Raw genomic sequence first — 13,639 nt, forward strand, 5'->3', positions numbered from 1 at the left:
CGGTGTTAATTCCATGTAACGCAAAAAATTCTGGTGTGAGATTGGGTACAGCCCAACATTTTTCGGTGCACGTACGTGGTCGCCGTCACATGCGTGGGCGACGGCGTCGCTGGTCACAGTCACCCGGGCAACGCCGGATGCAGCTGCACCTCCTGCGCTTTCACCGCGAAGTACACCGTCTGGCCGACGTCGAGGTCCAGGTCGGCCGCCGCGGCAGCGGTGATGTCGGCGGCCAGTCCGACACCGCCGTCGGGAAGGTCGGCGCCACGGATCCGGACCCCGGCACCGTGAAGGTCGAGTTCGGCGATGGTCACCGGGATGACGTTGCGCGGGCTGCCATGCGGGGCGGACAGGTGCACAGCGACGGCGGCGGGCCGAAACAACGCGACCGCACCACTGCCAACCGTGACCTCGCCGACGCCGGAAATCGAATCACCCCAACCGGTTCGAAGCAGCCCCGGGGCCGAGACGTGACCCGGGATCAGATTGATGCCGGCGATCCGTGCCGCGAAGTCGCTGCGCGGGGACGCCAGGACGTCGCGCACCGCACCGCTCTCCACGACGCGTCCGTCCTCGATGACGACGGCCTGGTCGGCGATCGCCAGGGAATCCAGGAGGTCGTGGGTCACGATGATGGCCGTGCGACCGGCCTCACGCAGCACGTCACGCAGCAGTCGGCGCAGTGCCGGGGCCGCGGTGACGTCGAGGGCGGCCATCGGTTCGTCGAGCAGCAGCACCTTCGGCTCGGCGGCCAGCGCGCGGGCGACCGCCACCCGCTGGGCCTGGCCTCCGGACAACCGGGCGGGCCTGCGGTCGGCGAGGTCCGCGGCGCCCACGGCGTCGAGCCAGTGCCGTGCCGCCGCCCGCGCCTGCGCCCGGGACCGCCCTTGGCAGCGCGGCGCGTAGGCGACATTGGCCAGCGCAGTCATGTGTGGGAACAGCATGGCCTGCTGTGACAGCATGGCCACCCCGCGCGCGTGCGTCGGTACGAAGGTCCCGGTCGCCGTGTCGGTCAGCACCGTGTCCCCGAGATCGATGCGACCGTCGTCGGGATGCAGCAGACCCGCGATCATCATCAGCAGGGTGGACTTGCCGACACCGTTGGGTCCCAGCACGGCGAGCACCTCGCCGTCGGCCAGCGCCACGTCGAGATCCACGCCCCGTTGCGCGATCCGGGCGCGCACCCGCACGCTGCTCACAGCGGACCCGCCAAACGCCTGCCGGCGGAGAGGATGACGATCGCCGCCGCGACCAGGATCAGCACCAGCGACAGCGCGACCGCGGCGTCGGCATCGGTCTCGCGCTGCAGATAGATCTCCAGCGGCAGGGTGCGGGTCACGCCCTGCAGCGATCCGGCGAATGTCAGTGTCGCTCCGAACTCGCCGAGCGAGCGCGCGAACGCCAGCACCGCACCGGACAACAGACCCGGAAGCACCAACGGCAGCGTGACGGTCCGCAGCACGGTCGTGGGCCGGGCGCCGAGGGTGGCCGCGACGTGCTCGTAACCGGTTCCGGTCGAGCGCAGCGCACCCTCGAGGCTGACGACAAGGAACGGCAGCGACACGAAGGACTGCGCAAGCACCACCGCCGCGGTCGAGAACGCGATCCGAATGCCCAGCACCTCGAGTTCAGCGCCGATCAGGCCCTGTCGACCGAAGGTGTAGAGCAGGGCGATGCCGCCGACGACGGGCGGCAGCACGAGCGGCAGGAGCACCAGCGCCCGCAGCACCGACAGTCCGCGAAACCGGCTGCGGGCCAGCACAAGTGCCATCGGAACGCCCAGCAGCACGCACACCGCCGTGCTCGCGGCCGCGGTCTTGAGGCTCAGGACCAGTGCGGTCCGCGATGATTCGGAGGTGACGAGCGGGATGAAGTGGGCCCAGTCGATTCGCAGCAGGATCGCGATCAACGGCACGATCACGAACAGCGCACCGACCGCGGCCGGGACGTAGACCCATGTGGGCAACCCGACACGGACCGGCCCCCGCGTCCGACGCAGCGCGGTCATGGCTCTGCGAAGCCGGCAGCCGCCAAGGCCGCCCGGCCGACTGGCCCCGTCACGAGGTCGACGAACGCTGCGGCCGCCTCGGGGTTGGCCGAATCCTTCAGGACGGCGATGGGATAGGTGTTCACCGCATCAGCGGCAGCGGGGAACGCCAGGGCGGTGACCTTGTCGCCGGCGCCCCTGGCATCGGTGACGTACACCAGTCCCGCATCGGCCTGTCCCGAGGTGACCTTGCCCAGCACGTCGGTGACCGCGGACTCCTCACTGACCGGGGAGAGGGCGACTCCGGTGGCCTTCTCGACCTTCTCGGTGGCCGCCCCGCACGGCACCTGCGGTGCGCACACCACGACCTGGATGCCGGGCCGGGTCAGATCGGCGAATGTCGCTATCCCCTTGGGGTTTCCGGGCGCGGTGACGATGGTCAGGGTGTTGGTGGCGAAGTCGACGGGTTCGCCGCTCACACGATCCGCGGCCCTGGTCATGTTGTCGGTGTCGGCGGAGGCGAAGACGTCGGCGGGCGCGCCCTGGTTCAGTTGCGTTGCGAGATCCGAGGATCCGGCGAAGTTGAAGGTGACGGTGGTGCCGGGATGGTCCTGCTCGAACCTGCTGCCGAGTTCGGTGAAGGTGGATTTGAGCGATGCGGCGGCGAACACGATGATCGATGACGAATCCTCCTGTGAGGAGGTACATCCGGCGACGAGCAGGGCAAGGGTCAGGGGCACGAGGGCGGCGGGGGCCTTCATCAGCGTGCCGTCTCGACGACCACGTTCGTGGCCTTGACCACGGCCACGGCCGGGACACCGGGCTCGAGGCCGAGCTGCCGCACGGACTCGGTGCTCATCAGCGAGACCATGGTGAACGGTCCACACTGCATCTGCACTTCACTCATGACCTGATCGGAGGTCACCTTCGTGACCAGACCGACGAGGCGGTTGCGTGCCGAACTCCCGGCTCCGGTCGGGTCCGGCGGAGGCGACGCGTGCTCACGGGCGAACTCGGCGAGCACGTCACCGGCGATCACCTTCCGCCCCGACTCGTCCTTGAACGCCGGCAGGGTCCCGCTGTCGATCCAGCGGCGCACGGTGTCGTCGCTGACCCCGAGAAACGCGGCGGCATCCTTGATCCGAATGGCGGGCATGCTGTCCTCCGGGGCCGACTGAACCGCTTTTGCGGAGTTATCAGCCAAAAGTATCTGCGTCTGCGGATCTCAGGTCAACCGGCCCAACCGCACGGGGAGGCCGTCGGCCGGCGTCGGCCCCGTGCCCCAGGTCATTCGCGGCCGGTACCCGGCGGGCAGGCGCCAGGAGAAGTTGAGCAGCAGGTGATGCATGATCGCCTTGACGTTCATATCGGCGAACTGCTGGCCCAGGCACTTGTGCACGCCGCCGCCGAAGGGTGCGAACGCGTACCTGTGGATCGGTGTGGCATCCGCCCCCGCCAGGAACCGTCCGGGATCGAACTGGTCGGGATTGGGCCACCAGTCCTCCAGGCGCATGGACGCATAGACGCTGATGGCCACGTGGGTTCCGCTCGGGATGAAGTGGCCGGCCACCTCGGTGTCTTTGATGGTCTGCCGGAACAGTCCGCCAGCCGGTGCGTACATCCGCAGGATCTCCTTGAAGGCCGCGTCGAGGAGGGGGAATGCGTGGTCGAGATCCTCAAGGGACAGGTCCCCCGAGTACGCACGCGCCTCGTCGCGCAGGGCGTTCTGCCAGCTGATGTTGCGGCCGAGTTCATACCCGAGCATGGAGATGGCGATCGCGCTCGTGTCGTGGGCGGCCATCAGCAGGAAGATCATGTGATTGACGATGTCGGCGTCACTGAACACGTCCCCGTCCTCGCTGCGACTTCGGCACAGCATCGAGAACAGGTCGGTTCCCTCACCGGCGCGGCGGGCTGGAAGCTGGTGTGCGAAATAGCGTTCCAGGCGTTCTCTGGCGCGCAGCCCGCGAGCCCAGACCCCGCCGGGGACATCGGCCCGGATGATGGCCTGGCCGCCGCAGACCGTGTCGTGGAAGTCGCGCGACAGCTGATCGGACTCGGCGCCGAGGGTGGCACCGACGAACACCTCGGCGGCCTGGTCCAACAGCAGGTGCTTGACGCCGTCGTAGAGCGGAAACTGCTCTGCTGCAGGCCAATGCGTGATGGTCTGCGCGATTCCGGGTTTCATCAGGTCGAGGTAGCCGTTCAGCGCGCTGCGGGTGAATGCCGTCTGCATGATGCGCCGGTGGTCGCGGTGCTCTTCGAAATCGAGCAGCATGATGCCGCGGCGGAAGAACGGTCCGATGATCGGCGCCCATCCTCGGGTGCTGGAGAACGCCTTGTCGCGGTTGACCCATGCCGTTTCGAGCGCCTCCGGTCCGATCAACTGCACGACCCGTAACCCCACACCGCCCACCCAGGACACCGGCCCATGCAGTTCATAACGGCGGCGGGCGAACTCAAGGGGTTCGGCCAGGGAACTGAGGGCGTGACCGAGGAAGGGGAGTCCGTAGTCGCCCATGACCGGTTTGAGCCCGGAACCCGCCGGCGGAGAGGCCAGCGGCTGCGTCCTGCCGGGATAGCGCGACGCCAGGTTGGCGGCCGCGGTGAGGACACGCTGGCGGGTCGCCGAGAGCACGTCGGGGGAGGGGAGGGCTTCGAGAACGTGCACGGGCGCTCCTTGGACTGAGATCCGGATCCGTGACAATCTGGTACAGAACCGTCCCAGATGGCCGCGGTGGTGTCAAGGGTGTGAAGTGCGGATAGGGAGAACCGATGACCGATCAGCGAACCTACGGTGGCAGGTCCGCGCAGCAGCGGCGCTTGGACCGGCGGGCGCGGCTGATCGGCGCCGCACTCGAGGCCATGGCCGGCAACGACTGGCGAACCGTCACCGTGGACAAGCTGTGTGCCGCTGCGGGCCTGAACAAGCGCTACTTCTACGAGAACTTCACCGACCTCGACTCGCTTGCGGCCGCGGTCGTCGACGACATCGCCGACGAGGTGCGAACCGCGGCACTGACCGCCGCGGCCGAGACCGCGGCCGAGTCGCTGGAGCGGCAGGCCGAAGCGGCCGTGGGCGCCGTGGTTCGCACGGTCGTGAGTGATCCCCGCCGGGCCCGCGTGATCTTCGGGGCAGTGCCGAGTTCGGCTGCGCTTCACCAACATCGGGTCAGTGTCATGCGTGGGCTGACTCGGGTCCTGGTCTCGCGGGCGCGTGCGGTGCATGGCGTCGCGCTGGAGAAGGATCCACTGGCGCAGCTCGCGCCCGCGTTCATCGTCGGCGGCACCGCGGATGCGATCCTGGCCTTCGTCGACGGTCGGGCGCAGGTCTCGCTCGACGAGCTCATCGCCACTCTCACCACGCTGTGGATGCTCACCGGAGACGGCGCCGCCGAGGTCGCGCGCACTCGGCTGGGGCACTGACGGGTGCACCGGTCCTCGGCGCGCCCGGGCGGGGCGGCGACAGCCGGGTAGCATCCCATGTGCGCTGGCCTTACGGTGCTCAACGCGGAAGGGTGGGATGAATGGCGTATGTGCCCTCGGATGAGCGGCGCCATCAGTTCATCCAGGCCGCGGCGAAGGTGATCCGGGAAGAGGGGTTGGCCAAGGCGACGACTCGCCGGATCGCGCAGGAGGCGAAAGCACCGCTGGCGAGCCTGCACTACTGCTTCAGAAACAAAGAGGATCTGTTCGTCGCGGTGTCGCAGACGTTCGGCGAGTCCGGCACGGCCTACGTCGGACGCAATGTGGTGGCCGGCATGGGTGTCCTCAAGGCCACTCAGGAGCTGCTCCGGGCCTTCACGGAACTGGTCGCTGAGAGCAACGAGGCGCAGATCGGCGAGTTCGAGTTCTATGCGTGGGCCATGCGGTCCCCCGAGCGGCATCGAGCCTCAAAGGTCGTCTATGCACTGTGGACCTCGCGACTGGCGGGATACCTGACGCTGGCGTGTTCCGGTTCCGATGAGGACGTCGACCGGGACGTCGATGTGGAGTCGCTCGGCCGCGCGATCTTGGCCGTGACGGACGGCTTCTCGCTGCAGGTTCAGTTTGCCGGGGAGGACCGATTGGCCGCGAACATGGACCGCGCGGCTGCCGCGTTGGTCGCGGCGGTCGAGGCCGGGGTGTACCGAAACTCGGCACCGCTCCAGGGCTGACGCGAAAAAGCTCATCCGACACATCCGAAACGGTCAATTTCGCGTTTCTGCTTGACGTGGGCGCGGCGGCGTTGTTCTATGATCCGCATCACTAGTTGGTCAAGTGATCAGGTCAACCGACTAAGCATGGTCTGCCGGCCTGTCCCGTCGTCGCACGCGCGGCCCGCCAGGAGGAATCGCGACTTCACACACCCTGTCGTCGCCGCCGCACAACAGATGGCGCACAAGGGGTTTCGACCAGAGTCAGACGTAGCCACCGCTGACCCCGTCAGCTCAACCGGAGAAGGAACGTGACGCACGAATTGAGTGAGACGCCTGAGGTGGCGTCCAAGGACGGGGTCGCCGGGCAGCCGGCACTTCGGCGATCGATGGGCCTGTTCGGCCTCCTGTTCACCGTACTGGCGTTCAACGGTCCGCTGACCATCGTCGTCGGGTACATCACGGTCGTCATCGGCATGGGCAACGGTCTGGGCGCACCGGTGGCGTACCTGGCCACCGGTGTCCTGATCTGGCTGTTCTCCGTCGGATTCATCAAGATGGCCGGACACCTTCCCAACCCGGGCGGCTTCTACGCCTTCATCACAGCGGGTCTGGGCAGACTGCCGGGCCTCGGAGCCTCGTTCGTCGCGCTGATCTGCTACTACTTCATCCTGCTCGGTGTCTACGCGTTCAACGGCGTGCTGATGCAGTCGCTGGTGGCCGACACACTCAACGGCCCCGACATCCCATGGTGGTTCTGGGTGGCGCTGCTGATGGTCATCACCGGCATCCTGGGCTACCTCAAGGTGGAACTGTCGGCGCGCGTCCTGAGCTGGGTGCTGGCGACCGAGATCCTGGTGACGCTCGTCTACGCGGCCTGTGTGACCTTCCAGGGTGGTGCGGAGGGTCTGTCGATGGCCTCTTTCGAGCCCAGCAACTTCCTGTCCGGCTCCATCGGACTCGCGCTGCTCTTCGCGATCATGAACTTCGGTGGTTTCGAGGCCACCGCGATCTATCGCGAAGAGGTCAAGGACCCCGATCGCACCATTCCGCTGGCCTCGACCATCTTCATCTTCACCGTCACGGCGCTCTACGGCCTGGCCGCCTGGGTCATCGTCCAGGCGCTGGGCCCCTCACGGGCGGTCGAAGCCGCCGCGGCCGATCCGGCCGGGGTGGTCCCGGTGACCGTCGGCCAGTTCGTCGGCAACTGGGCGCAGCTTCTGGTCTCGGTGCTGGTGGTCAGCGGTGTCTTCGCGGCAATCCTGGCCAGCCACAACATCACGGCGCGCTACGCGTACAACCTCAGTGTCGACCGCATTCTGCCGAAGCGACTGGCCGCGGTGCACGGCGACCACGGATCGCCGCACCAGTCCTCGGTGGCGGTCTCCATCGCAGCCGTGCTGGGCCTGGCCCCCTTCGCGTTCCTGAATGTCGATCCGAACATCCTCTACGCGCAGTTGTCCGGTGTGTTCGGCTACGCGTTCATCCTGCTGCTCGTGATCACCAGCTTCGCGGTCCCGCTGTGGCTGCGGCGGCAGAACATTCCGGGACTCACCGTGTGGCACACCACGATTGCGCCAGGTCTGGCGATCCTCGGTCTGCTCGCGGCGCTGTATCTGACCACGACGAACTTCGCGCTCCTGCTCGGATCCTCCGACGGCTTCGCCTACTTCGTGATGGGCTGCATCTACGTCGTCTTCGTCATCGGCGTGGTGGTCGCGCAGGTGCTCAAGAACAGGCGTCCCGACATCTACGTCCGGATCGGGCGGCAGTGATCGAACCGGTGTAGTCCTGCACCCATCACCGCGCCCCGGCTGCACATCTTGAGACAAACCGCGTGACGATCCGGTCGTGAGGGGCAGGATGGTCCTCAGTGCGGCCACTCATCGGCCGACATCGAAGGAGGCGGGTCTCGACATGGCTGACTTCACCTTCGCACCGCTGACACCGAGCAGCCTGCTGCAGCGATCCGCCCAGGTGTTCGGCGACCGAGTCGCCGTCATCGACGGTGACCTCCGGCTGACCTACTCCGCGTTCGCACAGAGGTGCCGCAGGCTCACCTCGGCCCTGGCCGCCTCCGGTGTGCAACGTGGGGACCGGGTGGCCGCGCTGTGCACCAACAGCCACGTGATGCTCGAACTGCACCAGGCGGTTCCGGCCCGCGGAGCTGTCCTCGTCCCGCTCAACACCCGACTGTCGATTCCGGAGATGGAGTACATCCTCGGCCATTCGGGCGCTCGAATGCTGGTCGCCACCAGTGAATTCCGGCGCCAGGCGGAGGAGCTCGCAGCGCTGACGGGCCTCGAGGTGGTGATCGAGGGGGACGACGGCTACGAGGCGTGGTTGCCCGCCGAGGCGTCGCCCGATGATGAGGTCACCGTCGATGAACGCGATCTGCTCGCGATCAACTACACCTCAGGTACCACGGGGCGGCCCAAGGGCGTGATGTACCACCACCGCGGGGCCTACCTGCAGGCCGTCGCGATGGCGTATCACACCCGCCTCGGCCCGGCTGCGGGCTACCTGTGGACGCTGCCGATGTTCCACTGCAACGGTTGGTGCTTCACCTGGGCGATCGGCGCGGCGGGTGGCACCCACGTGTGTCTGCGCAGGATCGACTGCGCCGAGATCTGGCGCCTGTTGCGCGACGGCGGCGTCACGCATTTCAGCGCGGCGCCCACGGTTCTGACCATGATCGCCGAGGATCCGGCCGCCCAGCCGCTGGCCGAGCGGGTCCACGTCGACACCGGCGGTGCGCCCCCGTCGCCTGCGCTGTTGGCCCGGCTCACCCCGCTGGGCTTCGACGTCACCCACCTGTACGGGCTGACCGAGACCTATGGGCCGGTCGCGGTGAACGTCTGGCAACCCGAATGGGACGACCTGCCGCCGGACGAGGCCGCGAGGCTGCGCGCCCGGCAGGGCATCGGCAACATCATCGCCTGCCCCCTGCGGGTCGTCGACCTCAACGGCGTCGACGTGCCCCGCGACGGATCGACCATCGGCGAGATCGCCGTCCGCGGCAACGACGTCATGCTCGGCTACTACAACGACGACGATGCGACGGCCGCGGTCACCATCGACGGGCACTTCTTGACCGGCGACCTGGGGGTGATGCATCCCGACGGCTACGTCGAGATCCGCGATCGAGCCAAGGACGTGATCATCTCCGGTGGCGAGAACATCGCCTCCGTCGAGGTGGAGAAGGTGATCGACAGCCATCCCGAGGTGATGGAGTCCGCGGTGATCGGCGTGCCCGACGAGAAGTGGGGCGAGATCCCGGTCGCCTACATCACTCCGCGCACCGGGTCGACCGTGACCGTTGACGAACTCAAGGGCTTCCTGCGTGAACGCCTGGCCGGGTTCAAGGTTCCGCGCACGATGGTGTTCGCCGAGCTGCCGAAGACCTCGACCGGCAAGATCCAGAAGAACGTGTTGCGGTCCCGCGCCGGCGAGGGGGAGGGCCACTGATCGCCGGGTCGGGATGACCGCCGGCATCCGTTATCCTCTGTCCGGCGATTGACGCGTCCGCAGGACTGTCTCGTCAGCGCCCCCGTCGCCGGCCCAGGAACTTCGCGTGCAGACACTCCAACCCCTCCCGACCCTCACTGCGCCCGTCGGGCGACGATTTCGGGCCGATCTGATCGGGTTGATGGGGTTGGGCATCGCGCTGGTGATCGGCTACGACGTCTTCTCCGAGCGGGTCTCCGGGGGCGTCGACGTCCTGCTGGTGGTGCTGGGGTTCGTGTTCGGCACCCGCATGCTGCGTCATCTCGATGCGCCCGGGCTGCTGGCCGAACTGTCCTGGCTGGCCCGCCGACTCGTGCCGCCGCTGGTGGTGCTGCTCACGGTGTGCACGGTGCTGACCGTCGTCGTGCAGCCCCAGACCCGCTGGGAGGCCTTCGCCGATCAGACCCTGGCCAGCCTGGCTTTCTATCAGAACTTCCAGCTGGTCACCTCCGCCGCCGACTACCTGCAGGCCAGCGAGGCCGTGACGCCCCTGCAGCATCTGTGGGTGGTGTCGGTGCTCGGCCAGTTCTTCCTGTTCCTTCTGGTGCTCGCCGCGCTGGTCATCGTCCTGACGCGCGCTGGTCGGGCCCGCCGCACCGTGTTCGTCGCCGTGGCCGCGGTCGCGATGGTGGCGTCATTCGGCTACGCCACGGCGATGCAGTCCAGCAACCAACTGCTGGCCCACTACAGCAGTGTGTCGCGGGCCTGGGAACTGCTGGCGGGTGTGCTGACCGCGGCGATCGTCACGCGCGTGCACTGGCCGAGTTGGCTGCGGACGCTGTCGGCGGCCGCGGGTCTGGTGGCGATCCTGCTGTGCGGGCCGTTGATCGAGGGGACTCTGGAGTTCCCGGGCGTCTGGGCGCTGGTCCCGGTGCTGGCGACGGTGTTGGTCATCCTCAGCGGGGCGCAGACCGAAACCCCGACATGGCCGACGCGGATCCTGGCCGCGGCCCCGCTGGTGGCCGCGGGCACCCTGGCCTACGGGCTGTACCTGTGGCACTGGCCGCTGCTGATCTTCTGGCTCGCACACATCAACGACGACAGAGTCGGACTCCCAGACGGTGCGCTGGTGGTCGTGGCCGCGGTCATCGCGGCCGCTGCGACCTGGCGATTGATCGAGACCCCCTGGCGAGTGCCCCAGCACCCGGGTCTGCAGCGGGCGGTGGCCATCCCCACGATCGCGGTGATGGTCGTGCTGCTTACGCTGGCGTCGTTCGCCTGGCGCGGGCACGTCGCCGCGGCCCGGGCCACCGGAGCGGAGTTGAGCACGCTGCCCCTCCGCGACTACCCGGGTGGGCTCGCGCTCATCGAGCATCGGAAGGTCCCCAAGCTGCCGATGCGCCCCACCGCGCTGGAGGCGTCCGACGATGTGCCGCCCGCGACGGTGGACGAATGCCTGGCGGACTTCGCGGGCGAGGACGTGGTCACGTGCGTGTACGGAGACCCCAAGGCCGAGCGGACCATCGCGCTGGCAGGAGGATCGCATTCCGAGCACTGGCTCACCGCGCTGCATCTGCTCGGCCGGCAGCACGGCTTCAAGGTGGTCACCTATCTCAAGATGGGCTGCCCGTTGACCACCAAGGAGGTGCCGGTCCTCGCGGGTGCGTTCAACCCCTACCCGGCCTGTCGCACATGGTCGGACAATGCGTTGGCGCGCATCATCGCCGACCGACCCGACTACGTGTTCTTCACCAGCACGCGGCCGATCCTCAACGGGCCCGGCGACTACGTCCCCGACTACTACCTGGGGATTTGGGATGAATTGTCGGACAACGGGATTCCAATTCTTGGTATGCGGGACACCCCGTGGATGGTGCGTGACGGCATGTTCTTCTCGCCGGTCGACTGCCTGTCCGCCGGGGGCGACGCCCAGAGCTGCGGACTGGCGCGTCACGAGGCCCTGGCGCCGCGCAATCCCACCCTGAAGCACCTGCCGAACTATCCGACGATGACTGCACTGGATCTCAGTGACGCCGTGTGCCGGCCCGACGTCTGCCGCGCGGTGGAGGGCAATGTGCTCGTCTACCACGACGCGCACCACCTCTCCGCGACGTATGTGCGCACCCTGGCCGACGAGCTCGGCCGGCAACTGGCCGAGGCCACCTCGTGGTGGTGAGAGTGCTCCGATGCGCACGGTAGGGTCCGGCCATGAGTGACGACGCGCGCAGGCGGCGCAGGGCCAAACAGGCGCGACGCGACGCACGGCGTATGCGCGCACAGCACATGGCGAGCGTGGAGGAGACTCCCGAGGAGACTCCGCTGGTCGACGAGGTGCGCCACGCCCTGGCCTCCGACCACCCGCTGGACCTGCTCGCGCTCGTCGGCGTACTGCTCGAGGCGACGACGCAGGATCCGCTGGCGTTCGCCAACCCCGACGCCCCCGAACCGGTGAACATCGACGACCTGGTCACGGGCTTCATCGGCGTGCGGATCCCGGAGACCACGGCCCTGCTCGCAGTGCTGGTCGAACTGCTCGACGACACCGCACTGGCGGCTCGGTGCCGCGACGAGTTGGCCACCCGCGAGGACGCTCCACCGGCCTGGGTGCCGCGTCTGCCGCAGCTGCAGATCCGCCGAGTCGTGCGCATGACGCATGTGCTCGGGGAGGGCGACGAGGTGGTGATCGGGGCACGTCTGGCCGATGGTGCGGAACTGACCTGCGCGGTCCACATCGACCACACGTGGAATTCGCAGGCCAGCGATGCGTTCATTCTGCCGGTGTCGATCGATGAGATGACCGCCGTCGCGCAGGCCCACAACACCGATCCCGACACCACGTTCTGCGACATGGATCCCGCCGACGCCCGGGCCACGGTGGAGTACGGAATCGAGCAGGCGGAGCGGATCATGGTGCTCTCCCGATCCGACACCTGGCCGGCCTGTCGTCCGGTGCTGCGGTGGCTGCTCCGTCATATGCCTGACGGCGGTCGCCGGCATCAGCCGCCGCCGGTGGACGACCAGCAGGCCGCCGAACTGTTCGACGAGTTCTTCTCAAGTCACGCAGCGAGGTTCGCGGATCGCGGGCACCGCGAGATGTTGGAGGACATCGCCTCCGACACCGGGACGGGGGATCCGCTGCGGTGGAGTGCGAGCCGAATCGAGGAGGTGCTCAACCGGCCGACCGACTCCAGCAGCGTCTCGACGCAGTGCCTTCTGGACCTGCCCGATCTCCTGCGCGCGTTCGTCCCCTTCGCTCACGCGCGCAGCGGAATTCGTGAGGAGCTCACCGCCGAGGCGTTGGCCGTCCTCGACGACCCGGATTCCTGACCGCCGCGGCGCCGACGAGACCCGCGGGCGCAGACCCCCTAGCGCGGGCGAAGGGGTGTCACCACGCAGGCCCGGCGATCGAGGCGGTCCAGGGGGCCGGGTTGAAAGGACGGGTGCCTGCGCATGGCCTCGACGAACTCGCGCGAGTGATTCTCGGCCGACCGTCGAGACAGGCGAGACCTGAGGTCGACGACGGTGGTCGCGAGTTCTTCTGCCATGACGGCCTCCTGCTGTGTTCACCGAAACGGCTGTACTCAACCCAGCGTCCCCTCCGCGTCTGAGCGAAGGACCCCATGCAACCCGTGAACTTGCTGAGGAATGCCCACTGACCTGCCCGGGCAGACCCACTAACCTCAACAGCATGAAGAATCTGGCCAGGGTCGCCGTATCCGGCATCGTCGGGGTGGGTCTGATGGGCGTGGGTGTCATGGTGGTGCCGCAGGCCGCCGCCGAGTCGCCGTGCATTCCGGAGACCATGGCGATGTCGCCGCAACCCGTGCTGTCCTGCCCCGGCCAGGTGGCGGCGCCCTTCCCGAAGTCGGCGCCGCTGCCCGCTCCCGGCGCCCCGCCGTCTGGGAATGGCCTCCCAGCCCCCGGCCAGGCGCCGTACATTCCGCCGGTGACCAATCAGGACGGCACGCAGACCACCTTCGACCAGGGCGGATACCTCGGCGACCTGTGGGGGCAGTTCCACAACGGTGTGCCGTCCGACCTCATCTACGGCCCGCCGGTTCCGTAGCCG

At 68.0% G+C, this 13,639-nt stretch carries 13 protein-coding genes; 7 read left to right on the plus strand and 6 right to left on the minus strand.

Annotated elements, in window-relative coordinates; genetic code table 11:
• Positions 1 to 119: 119 nt before the first annotated feature.
• From A5727_RS12520 to A5727_RS12540, 5 genes are all read right to left on the minus strand, one after another.
• Positions 120 to 1,199 carry a sulfate/molybdate ABC transporter ATP-binding protein gene (locus A5727_RS12520; RefSeq protein WP_082949767.1) on the minus strand — a complete coding sequence of 360 codons (1,080 nt, stop codon included), beginning with the start codon at positions 1,197 to 1,199 and terminating at the stop codon, positions 120 to 122.
• Positions 1,196 to 2,008, minus strand: a complete 813-nt coding sequence (locus A5727_RS12525; RefSeq protein WP_068249478.1) for an ABC transporter permease — start codon at positions 2,006 to 2,008, stop codon at positions 1,196 to 1,198. Before A5727_RS12525 ends, A5727_RS12520 begins: the two co-directional genes overlap by 4 nt.
• Positions 2,005 to 2,748 (minus strand): molybdate ABC transporter substrate-binding protein, encoded by a 744-nt coding sequence (modA, locus tag A5727_RS12530; protein ID WP_157521356.1) that lies wholly within the window; start codon positions 2,746 to 2,748, stop codon positions 2,005 to 2,007. The genes A5727_RS12525 and modA overlap by 4 nt, the downstream gene beginning before the upstream one ends.
• Complete coding sequence (locus tag A5727_RS12535; RefSeq protein WP_068249480.1) at positions 2,748 to 3,143, minus strand: TOBE domain-containing protein; 396 nt, start codon at positions 3,141 to 3,143, stop codon at positions 2,748 to 2,750. The genes modA and A5727_RS12535 overlap by 1 nt, the downstream gene beginning before the upstream one ends.
• A gap of 69 nt (positions 3,144 to 3,212) precedes the next feature.
• Complete coding sequence (locus tag A5727_RS12540; RefSeq protein ID WP_502687677.1) at positions 3,213 to 4,625, minus strand: cytochrome P450; 1,413 nt, start codon at positions 4,623 to 4,625, stop codon at positions 3,213 to 3,215.
• Between the two features lie 137 nt (positions 4,626 to 4,762).
• Between A5727_RS12540 and A5727_RS12545 the strand changes: the two genes are divergently transcribed.
• From A5727_RS12545 to A5727_RS12570, 6 genes are all read left to right on the plus strand, one after another.
• Entirely contained in the window at positions 4,763 to 5,413 is a 651-nt protein-coding gene (locus A5727_RS12545) for a TetR/AcrR family transcriptional regulator (protein ID WP_068249484.1), read from the plus strand.
• Positions 5,414 to 5,514: 101 nt separating this feature from the next.
• Positions 5,515 to 6,144, plus strand: coding sequence for a TetR/AcrR family transcriptional regulator (locus tag A5727_RS12550; protein ID WP_068249486.1), 630 nt, complete (start codon positions 5,515 to 5,517; stop codon positions 6,142 to 6,144).
• A 290-nt stretch (positions 6,145 to 6,434) separates the two neighbouring features.
• Entirely contained in the window at positions 6,435 to 7,898 is a 1,464-nt protein-coding gene (locus A5727_RS12555) for an APC family permease (protein WP_197507652.1), read from the plus strand.
• Between the two features lie 142 nt (positions 7,899 to 8,040).
• The gene (locus A5727_RS12560) at positions 8,041 to 9,591 is read left to right on the plus strand and encodes an acyl--CoA ligase family protein (RefSeq protein ID WP_068249554.1); all 1,551 of its coding nucleotides are present in this window, start codon (positions 8,041 to 8,043) and stop codon (positions 9,589 to 9,591) included.
• 106 nt (positions 9,592 to 9,697) lie between these two features.
• Positions 9,698 to 11,746 (plus strand): acyltransferase family protein, encoded by a 2,049-nt coding sequence (locus A5727_RS12565; protein WP_068249488.1) that lies wholly within the window; start codon positions 9,698 to 9,700, stop codon positions 11,744 to 11,746.
• Between the two features lie 32 nt (positions 11,747 to 11,778).
• Positions 11,779 to 12,897 (plus strand): hypothetical protein, encoded by a 1,119-nt coding sequence (locus A5727_RS12570; RefSeq protein ID WP_068249491.1) that lies wholly within the window; start codon positions 11,779 to 11,781, stop codon positions 12,895 to 12,897.
• Positions 12,898 to 12,935: 38 nt separating this feature from the next.
• Here the strand turns inward: A5727_RS12570 and A5727_RS12575 are convergent, their stop codons facing one another.
• Positions 12,936 to 13,115 (minus strand): hypothetical protein, encoded by a 180-nt coding sequence (locus A5727_RS12575; RefSeq protein WP_068249493.1) that lies wholly within the window; start codon positions 13,113 to 13,115, stop codon positions 12,936 to 12,938.
• Positions 13,116 to 13,258: 143 nt separating this feature from the next.
• Between A5727_RS12575 and A5727_RS12580 the strand changes: the two genes are divergently transcribed.
• Positions 13,259 to 13,636, plus strand: coding sequence for a hypothetical protein (locus tag A5727_RS12580; RefSeq protein ID WP_068249495.1), 378 nt, complete (start codon positions 13,259 to 13,261; stop codon positions 13,634 to 13,636).
• The last annotated feature ends 3 nt before the right edge of the window (positions 13,637 to 13,639 follow it).

Origin of the sequence: Mycobacterium sp. ACS4331 (assembly GCF_001667265.1) — a bacterium.
Classification (GTDB): Bacteria; Actinomycetota; Actinomycetes; order Mycobacteriales; family Mycobacteriaceae; genus Mycobacterium.

Excerpts from the sequence above, each read along its gene's own strand:
- A5727_RS12545 (WP_068249484.1), top strand. The coding sequence starts at position 4,763 with ATGACCGATCAGCGAACCTACGGTGGCAGGTCCGCGCAGCAGCGGCGC.
- A5727_RS12575 (WP_068249493.1), bottom strand. The coding sequence starts at position 13,115 with ATGGCAGAAGAACTCGCGACCACCGTCGTCGACCTCAGGTCTCGCCTG.
- A5727_RS12535 (WP_068249480.1), bottom strand. The coding sequence starts at position 3,143 with ATGCCCGCCATTCGGATCAAGGATGCCGCCGCGTTTCTCGGGGTCAGC.
- modA (WP_157521356.1), bottom strand. The coding sequence starts at position 2,748 with ATGAAGGCCCCCGCCGCCCTCGTGCCCCTGACCCTTGCCCTGCTCGTC.
- A5727_RS12525 (WP_068249478.1), bottom strand. The coding sequence starts at position 2,008 with ATGACCGCGCTGCGTCGGACGCGGGGGCCGGTCCGTGTCGGGTTGCCC.
- A5727_RS12560 (WP_068249554.1), top strand. The coding sequence starts at position 8,041 with ATGGCTGACTTCACCTTCGCACCGCTGACACCGAGCAGCCTGCTGCAG.
- A5727_RS12580 (WP_068249495.1), top strand. The coding sequence starts at position 13,259 with ATGAAGAATCTGGCCAGGGTCGCCGTATCCGGCATCGTCGGGGTGGGT.
- A5727_RS12550 (WP_068249486.1), top strand. The coding sequence starts at position 5,515 with ATGGCGTATGTGCCCTCGGATGAGCGGCGCCATCAGTTCATCCAGGCC.
- A5727_RS12570 (WP_068249491.1), top strand. The coding sequence starts at position 11,779 with ATGAGTGACGACGCGCGCAGGCGGCGCAGGGCCAAACAGGCGCGACGC.